The 20265-nt window shown below is 70.8% G+C and carries 21 protein-coding genes; 12 read left to right on the forward strand and 9 right to left on the reverse strand.

Going from position 1 to position 20265, the window contains the following annotated elements; translation table 11 throughout:
- Positions 1-38 precede the first annotated feature (38 nt).
- The 4 genes from ACZ63D_RS17065 to catC are packed head-to-tail and all read left to right on the forward strand — an operon-like array spanning position 39 to position 3225.
- Positions 39-947, forward strand: a complete 909-nt coding sequence (locus tag ACZ63D_RS17065) for a LysR substrate-binding domain-containing protein (protein WP_465355249.1) — start codon at positions 39-41, stop codon at positions 945-947.
- Positions 944-2047 carry a mandelate racemase/muconate lactonizing enzyme family protein gene (locus ACZ63D_RS17070; RefSeq protein ID WP_465355250.1) on the forward strand — a complete coding sequence of 368 codons (1104 nt, stop codon included), beginning with the start codon at positions 944-946 and terminating at the stop codon, positions 2045-2047. The genes ACZ63D_RS17065 and ACZ63D_RS17070 overlap by 4 nt, the downstream gene beginning before the upstream one ends.
- A gap of 31 nt (positions 2048-2078) precedes the next feature.
- Positions 2079-2921 carry a catechol 1,2-dioxygenase gene (gene catA, locus ACZ63D_RS17075; RefSeq protein ID WP_465355251.1) on the forward strand — a complete coding sequence of 281 codons (843 nt, stop codon included), beginning with the start codon at positions 2079-2081 and terminating at the stop codon, positions 2919-2921.
- A gap of 25 nt (positions 2922-2946) precedes the next feature.
- On the forward strand, positions 2947-3225 hold the full coding sequence (gene catC, locus ACZ63D_RS17080; RefSeq protein ID WP_406634616.1) for a muconolactone Delta-isomerase: 279 nt from the start codon (positions 2947-2949) through the stop codon (positions 3223-3225).
- A gap of 66 nt (positions 3226-3291) precedes the next feature.
- Here the strand turns inward: catC and ACZ63D_RS17085 are convergent, their stop codons facing one another.
- The 6 genes from ACZ63D_RS17085 to ACZ63D_RS17110 form a co-directional block, all read right to left on the reverse strand.
- Positions 3292-4086 (reverse strand): crotonase/enoyl-CoA hydratase family protein, encoded by a 795-nt coding sequence (locus ACZ63D_RS17085; protein WP_465355252.1) that lies wholly within the window; start codon positions 4084-4086, stop codon positions 3292-3294.
- 166 nt (positions 4087-4252) lie between these two features.
- On the reverse strand, positions 4253-4681 hold the full coding sequence (locus ACZ63D_RS17090; RefSeq protein WP_465355253.1) for a MarR family winged helix-turn-helix transcriptional regulator: 429 nt from the start codon (positions 4679-4681) through the stop codon (positions 4253-4255).
- Positions 4682-4714: 33 nt separating this feature from the next.
- Positions 4715-5911 (reverse strand): CaiB/BaiF CoA transferase family protein, encoded by a 1197-nt coding sequence (locus tag ACZ63D_RS17095; RefSeq protein WP_465355254.1) that lies wholly within the window; start codon positions 5909-5911, stop codon positions 4715-4717.
- Between the two features lie 153 nt (positions 5912-6064).
- A complete protein-coding gene (locus ACZ63D_RS17100; RefSeq protein WP_465355255.1) occupies positions 6065-6832 on the reverse strand; it encodes an NPP1 family protein in 768 nt (255 codons plus the stop codon).
- 64 nt (positions 6833-6896) lie between these two features.
- A complete protein-coding gene (locus ACZ63D_RS17105; RefSeq protein ID WP_465355256.1) occupies positions 6897-8807 on the reverse strand; it encodes an FUSC family protein in 1911 nt (636 codons plus the stop codon).
- A 27-nt stretch (positions 8808-8834) separates the two neighbouring features.
- Positions 8835-10016, reverse strand: a complete 1182-nt coding sequence (locus ACZ63D_RS17110) for an FAD-dependent monooxygenase (RefSeq protein WP_465355257.1) — start codon at positions 10014-10016, stop codon at positions 8835-8837.
- Positions 10017-10148: 132 nt separating this feature from the next.
- Here ACZ63D_RS17110 and ACZ63D_RS17115 point away from each other — a divergent pair, with 132 nt between their 5' ends.
- Entirely contained in the window at positions 10149-10616 is a 468-nt protein-coding gene (locus ACZ63D_RS17115; protein WP_465355258.1) for a MarR family winged helix-turn-helix transcriptional regulator, read from the forward strand.
- Between the two features lie 6 nt (positions 10617-10622).
- Here ACZ63D_RS17115 and ACZ63D_RS17120 read toward each other — a convergent pair whose 3' ends face one another.
- Positions 10623-11540 (reverse strand): hypothetical protein, encoded by a 918-nt coding sequence (locus ACZ63D_RS17120; protein WP_465355259.1) that lies wholly within the window; start codon positions 11538-11540, stop codon positions 10623-10625.
- Positions 11541-11636: 96 nt separating this feature from the next.
- Here ACZ63D_RS17120 and ACZ63D_RS17125 point away from each other — a divergent pair, with 96 nt between their 5' ends.
- From ACZ63D_RS17125 to ACZ63D_RS17135, 3 genes are all read left to right on the forward strand, one after another.
- Positions 11637-12695, forward strand: coding sequence for a peptidase dimerization domain-containing protein (locus ACZ63D_RS17125; RefSeq protein WP_465355260.1), 1059 nt, complete (start codon positions 11637-11639; stop codon positions 12693-12695).
- 10 nt (positions 12696-12705) lie between these two features.
- Positions 12706-13539 carry an alpha/beta fold hydrolase gene (locus tag ACZ63D_RS17130; protein ID WP_465355261.1) on the forward strand — a complete coding sequence of 278 codons (834 nt, stop codon included), beginning with the start codon at positions 12706-12708 and terminating at the stop codon, positions 13537-13539.
- Between the two features lie 88 nt (positions 13540-13627).
- Positions 13628-14602, forward strand: a complete 975-nt coding sequence (locus ACZ63D_RS17135; RefSeq protein ID WP_465355262.1) for a pirin family protein — start codon at positions 13628-13630, stop codon at positions 14600-14602.
- Between the two features lie 6 nt (positions 14603-14608).
- Here ACZ63D_RS17135 and ACZ63D_RS17140 read toward each other — a convergent pair whose 3' ends face one another.
- Complete coding sequence (locus ACZ63D_RS17140; RefSeq protein WP_465355263.1) at positions 14609-15520, reverse strand: phosphatase PAP2 family protein; 912 nt, start codon at positions 15518-15520, stop codon at positions 14609-14611.
- A 112-nt stretch (positions 15521-15632) separates the two neighbouring features.
- Here ACZ63D_RS17140 and ACZ63D_RS17145 point away from each other — a divergent pair, with 112 nt between their 5' ends.
- The 3 genes from ACZ63D_RS17145 to ACZ63D_RS17155 all read left to right on the forward strand — a co-directional run bounded on the left by ACZ63D_RS17145 (position 15633) and on the right by ACZ63D_RS17155 (position 18215).
- Positions 15633-16313, forward strand: coding sequence for a response regulator (locus ACZ63D_RS17145; RefSeq protein ID WP_465355264.1), 681 nt, complete (start codon positions 15633-15635; stop codon positions 16311-16313).
- 76 nt (positions 16314-16389) lie between these two features.
- Positions 16390-17736, forward strand: a complete 1347-nt coding sequence (locus ACZ63D_RS17150; RefSeq protein ID WP_465355568.1) for an ATP-binding protein — start codon at positions 16390-16392, stop codon at positions 17734-17736.
- A complete protein-coding gene (locus ACZ63D_RS17155; protein ID WP_465355265.1) occupies positions 17733-18215 on the forward strand; it encodes a hypothetical protein in 483 nt (160 codons plus the stop codon). The genes ACZ63D_RS17150 and ACZ63D_RS17155 overlap by 4 nt, the downstream gene beginning before the upstream one ends.
- Here the strand turns inward: ACZ63D_RS17155 and ACZ63D_RS17160 are convergent.
- A complete protein-coding gene (locus ACZ63D_RS17160; RefSeq protein WP_465355266.1) occupies positions 18212-18805 on the reverse strand; it encodes a TetR/AcrR family transcriptional regulator in 594 nt (197 codons plus the stop codon). The genes ACZ63D_RS17155 and ACZ63D_RS17160 overlap by 4 nt on opposite strands.
- A 56-nt stretch (positions 18806-18861) precedes the next feature.
- Here ACZ63D_RS17160 and ACZ63D_RS17165 point away from each other — a divergent pair, with 56 nt between their 5' ends.
- Entirely contained in the window at positions 18862-20097 is a 1236-nt protein-coding gene (locus ACZ63D_RS17165; protein WP_465355267.1) for an FAD-dependent oxidoreductase, read from the forward strand.
- The last annotated feature ends 168 nt before the right edge of the window (positions 20098-20265 follow it).

Consider the following 20265-nt stretch of genomic DNA (forward strand, 5'->3'; position numbering starts at 1 on the left):
AGCGAGACCACGCGAGGAGCCGGTGAGGAGGCAGCCCGATGGAACTGCGCCACCTGCGGTACTTCGCGGCCGTCGCCGAGACCTGCCACTTCGGCCGCGCCGCCGAACGCCTGCATCTCGCCCAGCCCGCGCTCTCGCACGCCATCCGGCAGCTGGAGGACGAACTGGGCGTCGCGCTGCTCAGCCGCACGACCCGCCAGGTGCAGGTCACCCCGGCCGGCCGATTCTTCCTCGCCGAGGCACAGCGGATCCTGGACGCGGTCGAGGCGGGCGCGCGCGGAGCCCGGCGCATCGCCGACGGCCGCCGCGGGCTCGCCCGGATCGGCTTCACCGGCACCGCCGCGCTGTCGCATCTGCCGCAGGTCGCCCGTGCGCTGCAGCACCGGCTGCCCGAGGTCGAACTCGAAGTGCACGCCGATCTGCTCACCGGCGAGCAGTGCGAACAGCTGCGCGACGGCACGCTCGACATCGGCGTGCTGCGTCCGCCGGTCACCGGAACCGACCTCGACCTGCATGTAATCGAGACCGAGCCGCTCGTGCTCGCCGTTCCCGCCGACCACCGGCTCGCGGTGGAGCCGGTCGTGGCGATGAGCGATCTGCGTGCCGAAGCTTTCGTCACGTATCCGGCCAGCCACTCCGTCGTCAACGAGGCGGTCCTGCGCAGCTGCCGCGACGCCGGATTCACCCCGCAACGCGAGCACGAAGCGGCCGGTACCGCAGTGCTGCTCGCTCTTGTCGCCGGCGGTCTCGGCGTCGGCGTCGTCCCCGCGTCCGCGCGGGCGCTGCCGCTGGCCGGGGTCGTGTTCCGCGACCTCGCCGGGGCCGCCACCGTCCAGCTCGCGCTCGCCTGGCACCGCGACCGGGCCTCGGCACTGGTCCCGGCCGTGCTCGACGCGCTCGGCGAGCTGTTCCCCGTCGAAGTGCCCGTGTCAGGGAGGACACGATGAAGATCACCCGGGTGGAGGCGATCCCGTTCGCCATCCCCTACCGCAAACCGCTGCGCTTCGCGTCCGGCGAGGTGCACACGGCCGAGCACGTGCTGGTCCGCGTGCACACCGACGACGGCGTGGTCGGCGTCGCCGAAGCGCCGCCGCGGCCATTCACCTACGGCGAGACGCAAGCCGGGATCGTGGCCGTCATCGAGACCGTGTTCGCGCCGCAGGTGGTCGGTCTGAGCCTGCTGGAACGCGAGACCGTGCACGCCCGGCTCTCCCGCACAGTCGGCAATCCGGCCGCGAAGTCCGCTTTGGACATGGCGATCTGGGACGCCCTCGGGCAAAGCCTCGACGTCTCGGTCACCGAACTGCTCGGCGGCTACACCGACCGCATGAAGGTCTCGCACATGCTCGGCTTCGACGAGCCCGCCGCGATGGTCGCCGAGGCGGAGCGGATTCGCGAAACCTACGGCATCACGACGTTCAAGGTGAAGGTCGGCCGCCGTCCGGTTTCCCTAGACACCGCAGTGGTTCGCGCGCTGCGGGAACGGTTCGGCTCCGAGGTCGACCTGTACGTGGACGGCAACCGCGGCTGGACGGCCGCGGAATCCGCCCGGGCGATGCAGGAAATGGCCGACCTCGACCTGCTGTTCGCCGAGGAGCTGTGCCCCGCCGACGACGTGCTGGGCCGCCGCTGGCTGGTGTCGCGTTTGGACGTTCCGTTCATCGCCGACGAATCCGCGGTGACCCCGGCCGACGTCACCCGCGAAATCCTCGGCGGCTCGGCCACGGCGATCAGCATCAAAACCGCCCGCACCGGCTTCACGCGTTCGCAGCGCACGCACCATCTCGCCGAAGGACTCGGGCTGGAAGTGGTGCTGGGCAACCAGATCGACGGCCAGCTCGGTTCACTGTGCAGTGTCGCGTTCGGAGCGGCCTACGAGCTGACGTCGCGCCGTCCGGGAGAACTGTCCAATTTTCTCGACATGACCGACGACCTGCTCGCCGAACCCCTGTGCATCGCGGACGGCGAACTGGCCATCCGCCCCGGCGCCGGTCTCGGCGCCGCACTCGACCCCGGCAAGCTCCGGCACTACCGGCAAGACCGCTGAGCCGGAAACCCCGATGGATCAAGGAGGATTCATGACTGCCACGCATTCCCCCACCGCCGCCGCGTCCGGAGCCAACGCCACCGAGCGGTTCAAGAGCGACAAGCTCGCCGGCGTCGCGGGTACCCCGAAGGAACGGGTCAGCCTGCTCGCCCGCGAGGTGCTGGAGGCCGTGCACGCCACGATCCGCAAGCACAAGGTGACCTACGACGAGTACAACGCGCTCAAATCGTGGCTGATCAGCGTCGGCGAGGACGGCGAATGGCCGCTGTTCCTGGACGTCTGGGTCGAGCACGTCGTCGAAGAGGTCGCCACCGAGCACCGCAAGGGCAACAAGGGCACCATCGAGGGCCCGTACTACGTGCCGGACGCCCCGGAGCAGGGCGCGCGCGGTTCGATCCCGACGCGGGAGAACGAGCCGGGCACCCCGCTCGTCTGGACCGGACAGGTCACCTCGACCACCGGCGCGGCACTGGGCGGCGCGAAGGTCGAACTGTGGCACGCGGACGCGGACGGGCTGTACTCGCAGTTCGCGCCGGGCATCCCGGAGTGGAACCTGCGCGGCACCTTCACCACCGACGACGAAGGCCGTTTCGAAATCCACACCGTCCGGCCCGCGCCGTACCAGATCCCGACCGACGGCGCCTGCGGCAAACTCATCGCGGCGGCGGGCTGGCACGCCTGGCGTCCGGCGCACCTGCACGTCAAGGTGTCCGCGCCCGGGCACGAACTGCTCACCGCGCAGCTCTATTTCCCGGGCGACGAGCACAACGACGACGACATCGCGTCCGCGGTGAAACCGGAACTGCTGCTCGACCCCAAGCCCGCGGACGACGGCGAGACCATCGAGTACAGCTTCGTCCTCGACCCGGCCTGATCCGGCCCGATCCGGGAGGAGAACCATGCTTTACCACGTCCGGATGGACGTCCGCCTGCCCGCGGACCTGGACCCGGCGGTCCGCGACGCCCTCATCGCGCGCGAGAAGGAGTACAGCCAGCAGCTGCAGCGCAGCGGGAAATGGCCGCACATCTGGCGGATCGCCGGGGAGTACGCGAACTACTCAGTGCTGGACGTCGCCGACCACGACGAGCTGCACCAGATCCTGTCGAACCTGCCGTTGTTCCCGTACATGGACATCCAGGTGACCGCCCTCGCCCGGCACCCGTCCAAAGTGGACTGACCCGCCCCGCCGGGCTCAAGTCCGTGCGGGGAACTCTGATTCCCTCAGAGTTCCCCGCACGGACGCTTACTTAGCCTGCCAAACCGGCGCGCGCTTCTCGACGAACGCCAGCGTTCCCTCGCGGACGTCTTCGCTCGTCATGACCCCGGCCGCGTTCTCCCGGTTGATGTCCCAGTCGCCGTCCTCGGCCGGGATCGCACCGTCAACCATGCCCAGTGCGACGCGTTTGCTGGCCTGCACCGCCAACGGCGCGTTCGCGGCGATCTTTTCCGCCAGCGCCAATGCTTCGGTCAGCACGTCGGCGTCCGGAACCACGTGGTTCACCAAGCCCAGCGTCGCGGCGCGGGCGGCGTCCAGGGGTTCGCCGGTGAACATCATTTCCATCGCGATCTTCTGTGGGATCTGGCGCGGCAGCCGGAACACCCCGCCCGCCGCGGCGAACAGGCCGCGTTTCACCTCGGGCAGCCCGAATTTCGCCGATTCGGCCGCCACCACCAGGTCGCTGGCCAGCGCGAGTTCGGTGCCGCCGCCGAGCGCGAATCCGTTCACCGCGGCGATCGTCGGCTTCGAAACGGGGTGCCGCACGTATCCGGCGAAGCCCCATTCCTCGTGCCCCGGCGCGGCGAGCGATTCGCCCCGCGACACGGCTTTCAGATCGGCTCCAGCGCAGAACGCCCGCTCCCCCGCGCCGGTCAGCACGACGACCCGCGTTTCCGGATCCTGCTCGGCCCGTTCCAGCGCGGTGCCGACGAGTTCGCTCAGCTCGGCGTTGACCGCGTTCATCGCGTGCGGCCGGTTCAGCGTGATCACCAGGATGTGCCCGCGCTGTTCGACGAGCGCGGCCGGGGTGTCCTCAGGCATGGCCGTCCTCCTCCGCCGGTGCGAAGACCGGCGTCTTCTCGTGGTCGGGGCCAGGGCACGACGACTGCGCGTACCACCGGCCATGACACCACCGTGCCGGTTCCCGCGGCGGCCGTCCACTCGAAGCCGAAGAACGCTGCCGACCGGATTCGTCCACAGTGGATCGCTAAGACTCGACGAACCTGGTCAGCAACCGCCCGAACTCCGCCACGTCGCGGCGCGGCCAGTCGCGCAGCCGTTCTTCTAGCCGTTTCCGTTGCGCCGCACGGGTAATCGCCAGCGCGTGGTGCCCGGCCTCGGTCAGCTCGAGCCGCTGCCTGCGCGCATGCCGCGGGTCCGGGCCGCGCACCAGCAGCCCGGCGGTCTCCAGTTCCGCGAGCTGCCTGCTGACGGTCGAGGGATCGAGCCCATACTCCTGGGCGAGATCCGCCGCGTGCGCGCAGTCCGCGAGGTCGATCGAGGACAGCATCGTGTACTGCACGAACCCGAGCCCCTCGTACAGGTCGTTCGAACGCACCCGGGATCCGCGGGAAAACAGGATCATCGCGCGGTGGATAGCATCCAGGGCGTCGCCGTCGCGGTCTTCTCCCGGCATGTCCCCGCATGCTAGAGATGCACCATACAACTGTCAACGCGGCTCGGCGGCGATCCCCCGGCTCAGCAGCTCGTCCGCGTCCGCCCCGGCTTCTTCAAGCAGCGCACGGGTATGCGCGCCGAACGCTGGCACGTCACCCATCCGCGCCTCGACGTCCGCGAACGTCACTGGCGGCAGCAGCGCATCCACGGTCGCGTGTTCGGTGCGGATCTTCCGCCAGCGATCGCGGGCGCGCAGCTGTGGATCGGCAACGACATCCGCGACCTGTTTCACTTGCGCCGCAGGGATTCCCGCCTCCGCCAACCGCTCGTCCAATTCCACTGTGGACCATCGGGCGGTCTCGGCGGCGACCGCCGCGTCGCATTCCGCGCGGTGCTGGACGCGCAGCACGTTCGTGGTGAATCGCGGGTCGTCGGCCAGGTGCGGCGCTTCGAGGACCGACGTGACCAGCGTCCGCCACCCGCTGTCGTTCTGGACGCCGATCAACATTTGACCGTCTTTCGTCGGGTATGCGTCGTACGGCGCGATCGAGGCGTGGCTCAAACCCATCCGCGCGGGCTGGCGTCCGGAGTACATCTGGCTGTACATCGCGTAGCCCATCCACTCGACGGTCGCTTCGAGCATCGACACCTCGACGGTCGCGCCTTGGCCGGTACGCCAGCGGCGAAGGAGGGCCGCCAGCACGGCTTGGGCGCAGTACATGCCGGACGCGATGTCGGAGGTGGGGATTCCGGTCTTGACCGGGGTGTCCGGGGTGCCGGTGATGCCGATCAGCCCGGCTTCGGCCTGGACCAGCATGTCGTAGGCCTTGCGCTGCTCCCGCGGGCCGCCAGTGCCGTAGCCGGAGAGGTCGACCGCGACCAGTTCCGGATGGCCGGCCCGCAGCTCGGCGGCGCCGAATCCCAGCCGGGCGGCCGCACCCGGGGCGAGGTTCTGGACGAAGACGTCGGCGCGGGCGATCAGCCGCCGGACGACGTCGCGGCCCTCCGCGGTTTTGAGGTCTATCGCCAGGGATTCCTTGCCGCGGTTGAGCCAGACGAAATGCGCGCCGGTGCCGTGGACGACGTGGTCGTACTCGCGGGCGAAGTCTCCGCCGTCCGCGCGTTCGACCTTGATCACGCGGGCGCCGAGGTCGGCGAGGGTGCGGGTGGCCAGCGGGGCGGCGACGGCTTGTTCAATGGAGACGACGGTGATTCCGTCCAGCGGGAGCGCGGCGGGGGCTGGGTGCATGGTGGTTACTATTACTCGGATTTCGCGGCTGTGCTGTGTTGCGTGGGGCACCCCGAAGCTTGATTGTGCTGACGGTCAGTGAGGCTTCGTATCGGGGTGCGGGGGTGGGTGTGGGCGCCTCGTGGGGTGGGCGATTCGGCTGCGGACCGGCGGTCAGCCGCGCGGGTCGAAGGGGATCCCGGCGGGCTTCGACTTCTCGAGCAGGTCTTGGTACCGGCCGTCGCTGATCTTGATCGTCGCGGCGCCGAAGTCGGCGGCCATCAGGCGGTCGCGCAGGGCGGTCGACGGCCAGCCGTCCCAGCCGACCAGGGGTGGGTAGCGCCAGGTGTGGTAGTGGTTTTCCGGCGGCTCGTCGTGGGCGTCGGCTAGGCGGAAGAAGTGCGTGCCGGGGCCGTCCTTGTGGTAGACGGTCTTCGGGTGCGAGCCGTCGAAGGACACTTTCGAGCGCGGGTAGGTCACCTGCGAGGAATGCTGCGTGGTGGTCACGTATTCGACCTGGTTCGACGACTGGTCGATCCAGGAGATCACGTGCTCCCAGTCGTGCCGGTGGCCGCCCAGGCCGCTCCCGTCGACAGCTTGGTCCTTTTCGAAGTAGCTCGCGTAGACGACGGCGCACCAGCCGTGGTTGCAGGTGGAGCGCGAGTAGGTCTGCGAGTTGTCCAGGTCGGATTTGTCGTGGCAGTTGCCGTTGACCGCGCCGGTGGTTTTGAGGCCGGGCGCGAGCGTGCCGTCCGGGCCGATCGCGGGAGTGGCGTAGCAGCCGTCGCCGTCGTAATCGTAGGCGGGCGAGAAGGATTGCTCGTACCCGTTGGCGTTCTGCGGCAGGTTGTGCGGCGGATCGGCGTACGCCGCGGACACCGGGAACAGCAACGCCGTGCAGGCGGCCACCGTCGCGGCGCGGGCGAGCGGGAGTTTCCTCATGTCCGGATGGTGACATCGCGAACGCGGAAGGTGAAGGGACGCGAGGGAAACGTCGGATGGCCTTTCAGCCCGCGAGCACCTCCGCGCCGCGATGCACGCGCAGCAGGTCAGCCCGGACGAGGTCGGCCAGCAGCCGTTCCTCCTCGTCCGCCTCCGCGGGACGCGCGGGCAGTTCCCCGCTGCCCGCCAGCGCACCCGCCGCCGCCTCCGCGAAGGACGCCATCACCGGCGACTGCCCGTCGCGCTGCAGCAGCGCGCCCGCCGACGCCGCGAGCCCGCGCAATCCCTGGCTGGCCTCTTCCAGAGCTTCTCGTTGCTCCGCCGAAGGTTCCCGGCTGCCGGGCTCGGGGCTCAGCAGGTCTTGGTGCGTCCGAGCCGCGGCGCGGAACCGCAAGCCGACCTCGCGCCGTCCGCCTCCGCCGCGCAACCGCTCCGCCACCGACGCTAACAGCTCGCCGGTCTCGGAAACTGCGTCGGAAAACCGTTGTGCCACCGAAGGTTTCGGCACTCCCGGCACCGCGGCGAAGCCGAACAGCAGCCCGATCACCACCGCCAGCGCCACCAGCAGCAGGTACTCCACGAGCACCGACACCGCGTCCAGATGCCGCGTCGTCGCGTTCATCCCGACGCTCATCAGCACCATGCAGCCGTTGAACACCATCGGTTTCACCTGCATGAACGGGAATCCGACGAGCAGCGCGACAATGCCGAGCGGCAGCAGCGCACCCGGCGGCAACAGCCACAGCGCGACCGCCAGCACCACAGCCCCGGCTACCGCACCGGCCGCGCGCTGCCACGCCTTCGCCAGCGTGTCCCGCCATTCCGGCTGCATGAGCGCGAAAGTCGTCATCAGGAACGACACCGTGAGCGGATCGCCTGGCCGGAACGTCGCGATCACCGCCGCGACCAGCATCCCCAGCGCGCACCGGACCGCGTGCCGCAGTTGCGCGGACCGCCACGAGAACACCCCGGCCGCCTCGCGCCGCAAGGCCTCGCGGACGAGATGCCGCGGGAAGTCCACAATGGACTCGTCGCGGTTCAGCACCGCTTCCCGGATCGCGAACAGCCCGGCCCAGGCTTCGTCGAGCAGCGCGGCGGTGCCGCCGGGCAACGCGACCTCGGCGTCGATCCGTTCGATCTCCGGCGGCTCCGAAACGGTCTTGGCGCGCACGGCTTCCGCCAGCGCCGCGACCTGTTCGTCCGCGGCGTCGAGCACGCGGGAAACCGCTGCCGCCTGCTCGTCGTCGAAGGCGCGCAGCCGGTTCCGCAGCAACGCGGCCGTTCCGTGGTACCGCGCGCCGCCGGCGAGCACCCGCGCCTGCCACGCCCGCGGCCGGTCGGCGACCCAGAGCCGGACCGCCCGCTCCGCGCTCTCGCGATCCGGTCCGGCGAGCGCGTCGGCCAGCGCGGTGCGGGTCGGTTTGCCGGGATCGCTCAGCCCCATCAGCAGCCGCAGCACGAACACGACCCCGACGGCCAGCGCCGGCGCGCAGACGATCTGCACCGGGCTGGCCGCACCGCTCAGCTGGAAGCCGTAGCCGAACACCGAAGCCATGCCGAGCCCGAGCCCGACCGTCACGTAGCGCGGCCCGAGCGCGGGCAGCAGCGCCGCGGCGAACACCACCAGCACGAACAGCGTGATCGACGCCACCGGCGACACCTCGCCCAGCAAGCGCGGCCCGGCCCCGCCGATCACCACCGCCGGAGCGAACGCTGCGAGCAGCCACAGGTCCGGCCGCAACGGCCCGCCGGTCGCGGCGATGAAGCAGAACAGCGCGGTCAGCCCGGCCAGCATCGCCGTCGCGCCGAGCCCGAGCGCCACCCCGAGCCCGGCCGTCCCGCCGACGACCACCAGAATCGCCGCGAGCATCCCGCCGCCGCGCGCAATCGCGTTCATCCCGCCCCGTTCCGTCACCGCGCACTGCCGCCGGGCAGCTTCGCACGCCGCGAGCCGTCGCCGCGCAGCGACTCGCACGGCGACGCCACCTTAGTGAGCCGGCGCTCAGACGGCGGCGCGCTCCGGCGGCAACGTCACCAGGCTGTGCACTTCGCTGTGTTCCACGCCCGGCAACCCGTCCATCGACCGCAAGGCCGCATTCCGCGCTTCCAACTCTTCCTCGGTGCGCGGCGCCATGACGGACGCCCCGCCCGTGGCCAGCGCCTGGTTGCGTTCCACGAACTCCCGCGACCGGCGCTCGTAGGCCGCGAACGCTTCCTCGTGCGGAGCGTCGGCCAGTTCGTAAGCCAGCAGGTACGCACCGACCATCGCGAGGCTCGAGCCCTGCCCGGACAGGAACGACGTCGCGTGCGCGGCGTCCCCGGCCAGCGCGACCCGGCCCTTCGACCACACCGGCAGATGGATCTGGCTGACCACGTCGAAGAACAGGTCGTCGGCGGTGCGCATCGCCTCGACCATCCGCGGCACGATCCAGCCGTCGCCTTCGAAGTAGCTGGCGACCAGGTCGCGCTGCGCCCTCGGGTCGGCGAAGGCGCGCAGCGGCGCGTCCGCCCGGCTGAACTGCAGGAATCCGTGCATGACGCCGCCGTCCCCGGTGGCGTAGAGCGCCGCGCTGTGCCCCGGAACGGCCCACACGACGCCTTCGTGCGACAACCCCAGGTCGTTCGGCATGCTGAACCCGGCGAAGCAGTAGCCGAGGTAGCGGTGGAACTGTTCCTCCGGCCCGAAGACCAGCGAACGGGTCTTCGAATGCAGCCCGTCCGCGCCGAGCACCAGGTCGAACGTCTGCCGCCGGCCGCTGGTGAAGGTCACGTCCACCGCGTCGCCGCGGTCGTCCAGCTCCGCGATCGAGTCCGAGAACCGGAATTCGACGTCGTCGCGGACCGCGTCGTACAACAGGCTGGTGAGGTCGCCGCGGGCCAGTTCGATGTCGTGGCCCACCTGCTCCCCGGTGAGCGCGACGGGTTCGAGCCCCTTGATGACACTGCCGTCCCGGTCGAGGAACGAGATCCGCCGCGTCGCGACGTGCCGTTCCCGGGCTTTTTCCTCCAGCCCCATCCGCCGCAGCACCTCAACGGCCGGGCCGCGCATGTCGATCGGATAGCCGCCGCCGCGCACCGCCGCCGCTTTCTCCACCACGGTGACCGCGAAGCCGTACCGGTTCAGCCAGTACGCCAGTGCCGGGCCCGCGATGCTCGCCCCCGAGATCAGCACGTTCCTGCTCATGGTTCTCCCCTTCCCCGGCAGGCGATAGATGCCTACCTTAGGTATCCTTTTCGCGACCGGCCGGAACCGCCTCCCGCGATCCCGGCACGCCAACTGTATACCTAAGTTAGGTATCTAATCAAGGAGCCCGCGATGTCCGCCGTCCCTTCCCTGTTCCGGGACCTGCTGCCCCGGCTGAACGAGCTGAGCGACTCGCTGCGCCGGGGAAAGCTCTTCGAGCGCGCGGTCGAGGCCACCGGGCTGCCGCTGGAACGGCCGGCGATGAGCGTACTCGGCATCCTGCACCTGGGGGGCGAACCGCTGCGCGTCGGCGAGATCGCGACCCGGATGAACGTCGTCGGACCGCACGTGACGCGGCAGGTGCAAGGGCTGGAAAGCCGAGGGCTGGTGCGCCGCGTGGCCGACCCGGACGACCAGCGCGCCCGGCTGATCGAGCTGACCCCGGAGGGAAAAGCCGCGGCCGAACGCTACGTCGCGGTCATCGAGGGCTGGTTCGCCGACGCGCTGAGCGGCTGGAGCGCGGAAGACCGCCAGGTCCTCGACCGGCTGCTGACCCGGCTGGTCGAGGACCTGACGGCCCGGTTGTCCGATGTGGACTGAGCGGAGTCAGCGCGACAGTCGCAGGAACTCCTGCTGCTCCCGGTCGTAGCGCTGGGTGAGACCGTTTCCGTAGCGGTCCCACCAGTTCTGCGTGTGCCCGCCCTGGCGGGTGATGGTGTCGCCGTAGATCTCGCGGTCGTATTCGAGCCGGGCGTCGTGGAACTGCTGCTGGAATTCCTCCGGCGACAAACCCTGCAGGTGCTGCACCGCGGCCGGGTCGAGGGTGCGCGCGCTCTGCACGATGTCCGCGCCGCCCATGTGGTTCAGGATCGCCCGGACGCCGCCCGCGCCGCGCATGTGCGCGCCGGACATGATCGCGGCCTGCGTGCCCGGATCGGTGAACTCCAGCGCCCCGGCGCGGCGCGCGTTGGCGGTCATCAGCTGGGCGACCACCGCGCGTTCCTCGGCGCTCCCGATCCCGTACTGCTGGCGGGCGGCCATGATCTGGTCGTAGCCGTTGTGCATGCTTTCCCGGAAGCCGTACGCCTCGCGGACTCCGCCCTGTTCGCCGGTAGCGCCCTCGGACCGCATGATCGAATCGACGACCCGGTCGTCCAGCTGGTGCGGTGCGGCACCCCCAGCAGCCGCACCGCCGCCTGCCCCGGCTCCCCCGCCGCCAGTCCCTCCGCCATAGCCGTGCGCGACCGCGGCGTCGGCGTCGGCGTAGTTCTGCGCCGCGTGCTGCACCTTGCCGTTGACCTGTTCGATGAGCTTCACGAAATCGCCGAGCGACGACACGAGTTTCGACTGCAGCAAGGTGTTCGCCGCGGCGACCCCGCTGCCGATGCCCGCGAACGACAAGGCGTCGATCACGAGCGTCTCGAGGTCGCGGACGGCCGAGAACGCCGCGGCGCCGAGGCCTTCCACGTTCTTCACGATCGCCGACACCTCGGCCGGCAGCACCCGGTAGCTTCCCGCTGTCATGGCAGTGACCCTCGCGCACCGGCGCCGCCGCGCCAACGGCCGAATTACCCACTTTCGGCAGGGATCGAATGCCCGCCAGGCGGGTACCTGGGCGGCATGGAGTCCGACGAGGACCGGCACGACCGGATAGACCACGAGATCGAATCGCTCGCCGAGCGGCTCTGGGCCTGGTCCCGCGAGCCGGGCGGCGACCAGGCCCCGGACCTCGGGCAGCTCGCCGCCGCCGGTTTCGACGTCACCGGCCGCACCGCCCGGTGCGGGTCCGGGCGGCCGTGCGTCGCTCTGCTGCTCCCCTCCGACCGGCACCGGGAATTCGGGCACAACCTCGTCGCGGCGGCGGTGTTCGGCGCCGCGCTCGCCACCGCCCGGACGGTGGAATCCGGTTCCGTCGTGGTCACCGACCGCCCCGCCGACGGCATCGACGCGGTGCTGACTTTCCAGCCCGGCGTGCACACCTGGGCCGCCGCGCCGCTCGCCGCGCGGACCGAGCTGCGGGTGACCGTGCACGGGAATTCCGGGCCAGCGCCCGAAGACAGCACCGACGCGGTCGCGGCACTGGTGCAGATCTTCACCGCGATCGCCGCGCTCCGGGCGCGGCTGCCCGCCGGGGCGGCAGTACGGGGAATCGTGACGCAGGGCGGGGAATCCACCGACACAGTGCCCGATTTCGCCGAGGCCCGCTTCGGGTTGCGCGCGCCGGATTCGGAAACGCTCGGCCGGGTCGTCACCGAAGTGACCACAGCCGCCGAGGGCGCCGCGATGGCGACCGGGACCAAGGCGAACGTCGAACGGTTCGGCCCGATTCACGCGCGGTTTCAGGACAATCCGGTGCTGTCCGGGCATTTCGCCCGGCATCTCGCGGCGTGCGGCATTCACGCGTCCCCGTCGGGCACGGCGGCGGTCCCCGGCCGGGCCGAGGTGGGCGACGTGAGCGTGCGGATGCCGACGATCCATCCCTCGGTCGCGCTCCACGATCCGGCGCGCGCGGTCGGCAGCCGGGCGTTCGCCGAGGCGACCGGGTCGCCGCGAGCCCGGACGGTGCTGCTCGCGACCGCGTCGGCGCTGGCCCGGACCGCGTCGGATCTTCTCGCGCATCCGGCTCTGGTGCGCCAGGCTTGGGACAATTTCGCCGATCGCGCGCGGCGGAGTGGCTAGAGTCCTCGGCATGGGGACGACTGACTTGCCGCTGGCCGACGGCCGGACTCTTCGGGTTCACGACAGCGACGGCGACGGCTTTCCCGTGGTGTGGCACCACGGGACTCCGCAATCCGGCCGCCTGCTGCCGCCGGTGGTGGAAGCCGCGGCGGCGCGGGGATTTCGGGTCGTTTCCTATGCGCGGCCCGGTTACGGCGGGTCCACTCCGGACTCCGGGCGGACGGTCGGGTCGGCCGCCGAGGACGTCCGCCAGCTGGCGGACGCGCTGGACCTGCCGCGGTTCGCCGTCGCGGGCGCGTCCGGCGGCGGGCCGCACGCGCTGGCCTGCGCCGCGGGGCTGCCGGATCGGGTAACGGCCGCGGTGTCTCTCGCCGGGCTGGCCCCGTACTCCGAAACCTATGACTGGTACGGCGGGATGGCCGACGACAGTTCGCTGCGGGCCGCCCGCGAGGGCCGCGAAACCCGGCTGCGGCACGGGGAAACGCAGGAATTCGACCCGACGAGCTTCACCGACGCGGACTGGACGGCGCTGCGCGGCGCCTGGGGACCGCTCGGCGCAGACGCGGGTGCCGCGGCGGACGTGGCCGCGGAAGCCGACGACGATCTTGCGTATGTGGCACCGTGGGGGTTCTCCGTCGCCGACGTGCGGGTTCCGGTGCTGCTGGTGCACGGCGGAGACGACCGGGTCGTGCCGGTCAGCCACAGCGAATGGCTCCTGCGGAACCTTCCGGACGCCGAACTGTGGCTCCGTCCACGCGACGGGCACATCTCGGTCCTGAACGCACTCCCCACCGCGCTCGACTGGCTGCGCAACCTCCTCGACCGCCCGGGAGACTGTCCGTGAGGGGAACCCTCACGGACTCTGATTCCCTCAGGGTTCCCCTCACGGACAGCCGCGCGGGAACCCGCACCCGGCCGGTTATCGTGTCGGCATGAGCAACGTCGAGACCGACCCGGCCGAACTGGCGTGCGGCGGCGACCCGGTCAGCCCGGGCAAGGTCGAGATCCTCGACGCCCGTTCCGTCCCGCTCGGCGGCCCGCGCGCGATGCCGGTGCGCCGCACCCTGCCGCAGCGCCAGCGGTCGCTGATCGGCGCATGGTGCTTCGCCGACCACTACGGGCCCGACGACACCTCAGTCAGCGGCGGCATGTCCGTCGGCCCGCATCCGCACACTGGGCTGCAGACGGTGAGCTGGCTGTTCACCGGCGAGATCGAACACCGCGACAGCCTCGGCTCGCACGCGATGGTGCGGCCCGGCGAGCTGAACCTGATGACCGGCGGCCACGGCATCTGCCACGAAGAAGTGTCGACGCCGGAAACCACGACGCTGCACGGGGTCCAGCTCTGGGTCGCGCTGCCGGACGAACACCGGCACACCGCCCGCGACTTCCAGCATTACGCGCCGCCGGCCACCGAACTCGACGGTGCGACCGCGCGGGTCTTCCTCGGCACGCTGGCCGGGGAAACCTCGCCGGTGAAGACCTTCACTCCGTTGCTGGGCGCGGAAATCGTCCTCGATCCGGGTGCGCGCATCAGCCTCGACGCGGACCCGTCCTTCGAGCACGGCGTCCTGCTCGACACCGGAGAGGTCACCTTCGCGGGCACTCCGCTGCAGCGGGCCCAGCTCGGCTACCTCGGCATCGGCGCGACCGCGCTCGACCTGCGCAACCCTGGCCCGGAACCCGCGCGCGTGATCGTGCTCGGCGGGCCGCCGTTCGGCGAGGAAATCCTGATGTGGTGGAACTTCGTCGGCCGCAGCCACGACGAGATCGCCGAATACCGCGAGGCGTGGGAAGCGCATTCCGACCAGTTCGGCGCGATCGAGCCGTACCCCGGCGGCCCGGCGCGGCTGCCCGCTCCCCCGCTGCCCGCGGTGCGGATCAAACCGCGCCGGAACCCCTCGTGAACTCCCCTACCGAGACTCCGCTTCGCTGAGCCGGTTCCGCGCTCCGGACGGGTCGAAGTTCACCCGCCGGAGCGGTCCGGCGGCCAGCAGCACCACTGCCACCGCGCTCAGCGCCGCCAGCACCAGCGCCGCCACGAACCGGGCCGGGACCGACGTCGCCGACGCCAGCACCGCGTACCCGCCCAGCACCACCGCGACCGGTCCGAGCAGCGCGACCGTCGTCAGCACCGGCGGGATCCGGCCGCCGTCCGGACGCCGCGCCGAGACGACCGCCGCGCCCGCCGACACCACCGCGGCCACCAGCAGGCAGGCGCCCACGGTGTCCGAGAGCCGGTGCCAGCTGAGCGCGACGGTCGCCGCGGCCACCCAGGCCACGCCGGGCGCACCCACGGCGAGCACCCAGGTCCGGAACCGCGCGGGCAGCACGACGGCCAGCGCCAGCAGCACGGCGGTGGCCGCGCTCACGTGCCCGCTCGGGAAGCTGTTGTGGTGCGGGGCTCCGGACGAACCGACGTCCGGCCGGTCGAGCAGGTAGATCTTGAGCAGCTGCGCGGCGGCCAGCGGAAGCAAGTACAGCACCAGCGCGGTCACCCCGAGCGCGAACCGCTTGCGCAGCACGGCGAGCGCCACGATGACGATCCCGGCCGCGCCGAACACCTCGACCCCGTCGATCCCGGCCAGCGGCCGCGCCCAGTCCACAGTGGACCGCGGAAGGTTCTGCGCGAAGCGGACGACGCCGTCCTCCGCCCGCTGCCCGGCCTCGGTCCGCACGAAGAGCAGGTAGGCGACGACGAACGCGCCCGCGAACCCGATCGCGGCGGCGACCAGCACGGCGGTCCGCGAACGGCGGCGAGGGGCGAGCGCGTGCCGGGGCACGGACAGAGGCACGGTCGGCGGTTCAGGAGTCAGTACTGCCATGCCTTCGAGCCTGGCCCCCGGATTTCGGGATCTCGTCAGGGCCGTGTCATGGTTTCGCTACAAGATCCGCCCGGGTCGCGCGAATCCGCGGGCAGTCCGAATAATGGCCCCTGTGGCTGTGGTGTTGGTGATCGAGGACGACGCGTCCGTCCGCGAGGGCATGGAGCTGGCGCTGCGCCGTCAAGGACACACGGTGCACACCGCCGCGACCGGCGAGGACGGCGTCGCACAGCTGCGCGAACGCGCGCCCGACCTCGTGGTGCTCGACCTGATGCTGCCCGGCATCGACGGGTTCGAGACCTGCCGCCGGATCCGCGCGCTCGGCCAGGTGCCGATCATCATGCTCACCGCGCGCAGCGACGATTTCGACATCGTCGCCGGTCTCGAAGCGGGCGCTGACGACTATGTCGTGAAACCGATCGAACCGAGGGTGCTCGACGCCCGCATCCGCGCGGTGCTGCGCCGCACCGCCGCCGAACCCGGTGCGACCGGCCCCGAACAGCACGGCGACCTGGTGATCGACCGGGCCGGGATGCTGGTGCGCAAGCGTGGCGAACAGGTCTCGCTCACGCCGACCGAACTGAAACTGCTGCTGGAGATCTCGCGCACGCCGGGCCAGGTGTACAGCCGCAGCCAGCTGCTCGCCTCCGTGTGGGGACACGACTATCTCGGCGATTCCCGCCTGGTCGACGCCTGCGTGCAGCGGCTGCGCTCGAAGATCGAGGACGTCCCGGCGCGGCCGGACCACGTGCAGACCGTCCGCGGCTTCGGCTACCGGTTCGGCCGCTCGTGAGGCGGGCCGGGTCGTGAAGCGGCTCCGGTCGTGGGCGTCCGGGCTGCGCCTGCGGCTGGTGCTGGCGTTCGCGGCGATGACGCTGGTCGGCGCGGGCGCGGCGGCGGGCGCGAGCTACGTGACCGCGCGCAACACGATTCTCGCGGGCGTGCAGGACCCGGCGATGGTGCAGCTGCGCGACGAGGTCCGGACGTACCTGCCCCAGCTGACCCTCCCGCCCGACCAGCGGCAGCTCGACAACATGGCGAGTTCGCTCAAAGGCACCACGACCGTGGTGTTCGGGTCGCTGCATTCGCGGGCCGGGCTGAATCCGGCCGAACTGCCCGACGGCCTGCGCCGCGCGGTCGCCGCCGGGACCACCGTCCAGTTCCAGCGGGTCGTCGAGGGCGGGCGTCCGGTGCTCTACATCGGGATGCCGCTGCTGCGCTACGGCGCGACGAGAGGGGAACACACCGGCATCGAGGTCTACAAAACGGTCCCGCTGGCCACCCAGCAGGCCGCGATCGAGCAGCTGGCGACGCGCGCGTGGCAGATGACCGCGCTGGCCCTGCCGATCGCGGTCGCGCTGGCGTTGCTGGCCGCGCGGCAAGTGCTGCAGCCGGTGCGCGCGTTGAACTCCGCCGCGCGCAAACTCGGCGACGGACAGCTCGACGTGCGCTTGCCCGCCAAGGGTTCCGACGAACTGGCCCAGTTGGTCACCACGTTCAACCACACCGCGGCGGAACTGGAGCGCACCGTCGGCTCGCTGCGCGAAATGGAGGCCGACGCGCGCCGGTTCGTCGCCGACGTCTCGCACGAGTTGCGCACCCCGCTGGCCGCGATGAACGTGGTCACCGACGTCCTCGACGAAGACGCCGACCAGCTGCCCTCGGACACCGCGGTGGCGGCGCGGCTCGTCTCGGCCGAAACACGGCGGCTGACCCGGCTGGTGCAGGACTTGGTCGAAATCTCGCGCTTCGACGCCGGCCGGGCCGAACTGCGGATCGAGGAAGTGGACCTGGCCGAGGCAGTGGCGAACTGCCTCGCCGCGCGCGGCTGGACCGACTCCGTGGTGTCCGACCTGCCCAGCATCACCGTGCCCGCCGACCCGCGGCGGCTCGACCTGGTCGTCGCCAACCTGGTCGGCAACGCCCTGCACCACGGCGCACCGCCGGTCGAAATCGAGCTGAGCGCCGACGACGAAACAGTCACTTTGACGGTCACCGACCACGGCCCGGGAATCCCTACCGAGGTGCTGCCGAAGGTGTTCGACCGCTTCGCGAAGGCCGACACCTCGCGCGCCCGGTCCGATGGCAGCGGCCTCGGGTTGTCGATCGCCCTGGAAAACGCCCGGCTGCACGGCGGCGACCTCGAAGCGGCCAACACCGGCGACGGAGCGCGGTTCACCCTCCGGCTGCCCCGCACCAGGCAGGAGGAACGATGAAACTTCTGCGGCTCTTGTTCGCCTTGCTCTCTGTGCTGGCCCTCGCCAGCTGCGGCATCCAGCCGACCGGGGTGATTCCCGCGGGCGACGCCCCCGGCGGGTTCCAGCTGGGCACGCCGCGTCCGCAAATCACCCTTTACTTCGTCTACGCCGGCCAGCTCAGCCCGGTGCAGCGCGCCTGGGCTAGGGACGCGACACCCACGACAGTGCTGACGGAACTCTTCGGCGGCCCGACGCGGGTGGAAGAACAACAGGGTTACTACTCGATGCTCTCTCCCGGCAGGCACGTCTCGGTCGACACCTCGACCGAGCCGGTGACCGTGACCGTCGGCGAATCGATGAAACTGCTGTACCCGATCGGTCTGCAGCAGGTGGTCTGCACCGTATCCGCTTCGCTGGCGGCATCCGGGCAATCGATCGGCAAGGGGATCACCGTGGTCGCCTCGGACACCAAACTCGAATCCCTGTACTGCAATTAGCCCCTGGGCAAGAATCCGTAGACCACCCGCTCGACGATCCCCAGCAGAACCTCCGTCGCGCTCTGCCCCTCCGGCACCTGCCGCAACGCCGCTTCCAACGCGCCCAGCACCGCGCCAGTCAACGCGGCGGCTTCGACCCGATCCAGCTGGGGCGCACACGTCTCGTAGAGCTTCTCCGCCCACCGGTCGGCCACCGCGGCGTTGCGCAGCAGATACCCCGCGCGCAACGCCGGGACCCCAGCCAGCAACCGGGTCCGCACCTCGGTGAGCGGATGGTCCAGCGGGAAACTCCACGCGTCCGCCGTCGCCAGCGCGTGCACAGTCCTCGTCACCGTCTCGGCCACCGCCGCGCCCGGCTCCGTCTCCGCGAAGACCCCGTCCACCACTTCGTCGTAAAGGTGCTGGTCAGCGAAGACGACGTCCTCTTTGGTGGCGAAGTAGTTGAAAAACGTCGCCGGGGACACCTTCGCCCGCGCGGAGATCTCGGCGACGGTCGTGCCGTCGTAGCCCTGCTCGTCGAACAGCGTCAGCGCCGCCTCGATCAGCGCCTGGCGGGTCCGCCGCTTCTTCTCTTCCCGCAACCCGGTCATGGCGTGAATCTTAGCGTTACTCTAAACTTAGAGCGTCTCTAAGATTGGAGGTCCCGATGGAACGGACCGGATGCGTAGTAGCCGGAGGCGGTCCAGCAGGCGTGATGCTGGGCCTGCTGCTGGCGCGGGCCGGAGTCGAGGTCGTCGTGCTGGAGAAGCATCGCGACTTCCTGCGGGATTTCCGCGGCGACACCGTGCACCCGTCGACGCTGCGCCTGCTGGACGAACTGGGCCTGGGCGCCCGGTTCGCCGCCCTGTCGCGTTCGGTCCTGGAACGGATGAAAATGGAGATCGGCGCGGAAACCGTGATCGCCGCCGATTTCAGCCGGCTGCGCGGCCCGCACAAGCACATCGCCATGGTTCCGCAAGCCGAATTCCTCGGCCTGCTGGCCGAAGCCGGTGCCGCCGAACCGAAATTCTCCCTGCGCATGGGCGCTTCCGTCGTTTCCCTGCGCCGAGCGGCCGGACGCGTCACCGGCGTCAACTACCGCGACGACACCGGCGCTGTCTCCGCGATCGAAGCCCCGCTCACCGTCGGCTGCGACGGCCGCTGGTCGACCGTGCGCCGCGAACTCGGCCTCGCCCTGCGAGAGTCGGAGGTCCCGATGGACGTCTGGCAGGTGCGAGTGCCGAAAGCCGGCCCTGGTGAACCGGGGGTGTTCGCCCGCTTCGGCCCCGGCTACGCCTCGGTGACCATGGACCGCGGCGACTACTACCAGACCTCGTACCTCATCCCCCGCGGCCAAGACGCCCACCTGCGTTCCGGCCCCATCGAAGGCTTCCGTTCCCAGCTGGGCGACTTGTTCGGCTGGACGCCCTCGCAACTGTCCGCCATCCGTTCGTGGGACGACGTGAAGCTGCTCGAAGTGACCATGGGCCTGCTGCCGCGCTGGCACGCACCGGGCGCGTTGTGCATCGGCGACGCTGCGCACCCGATGTCGCCCGTGGGAGGCGTCGGGGTGAACCTGGCCGTGCAAGACGCCGTCGCCACCGCCCGGCTCCTCGCGGAACCGTTGCGGCGCGGGGATGTTCCCCCGTCTCGCCTGGCCGCCGTCCGCCGCCGCCGGTTGCTGCCGACCGTCGCGGTGCAGTCCAGCCAGCGAGGCGAACACGGCATGCTGCTGCGTCCCGCTCTGGAGGGAACCCTGGACCGCTTGCCCGCGCCGATGCGGATGATGCGACGTTTTCCGGCGCTTTCCGGTGTTACTGCTTACCTTGGCGGCGTCGGCCTGCGGCCGGAGCACGCTCCGGCTTTCGCCCGACGGTCTGATGTGGACAGTTACGCTGGATGAGTTCTTGCCAGGCTGGGCAGCTGGGTTGTTGACCAGGCTGGTTGGGCGCGCGGGGCGTCGTCGGGGGGGGGGGGGGGGGGGGGGGGGGGGGGGGGGGGGGGGGGGGGGGGGGGGGGGGGGGTGTGTGTGGGTTTTTTGTTTTGTTGTTTCATTTCTCTTCTTCTTTCT

The organism is Amycolatopsis sp. NPDC104775, from assembly GCF_055583325.1.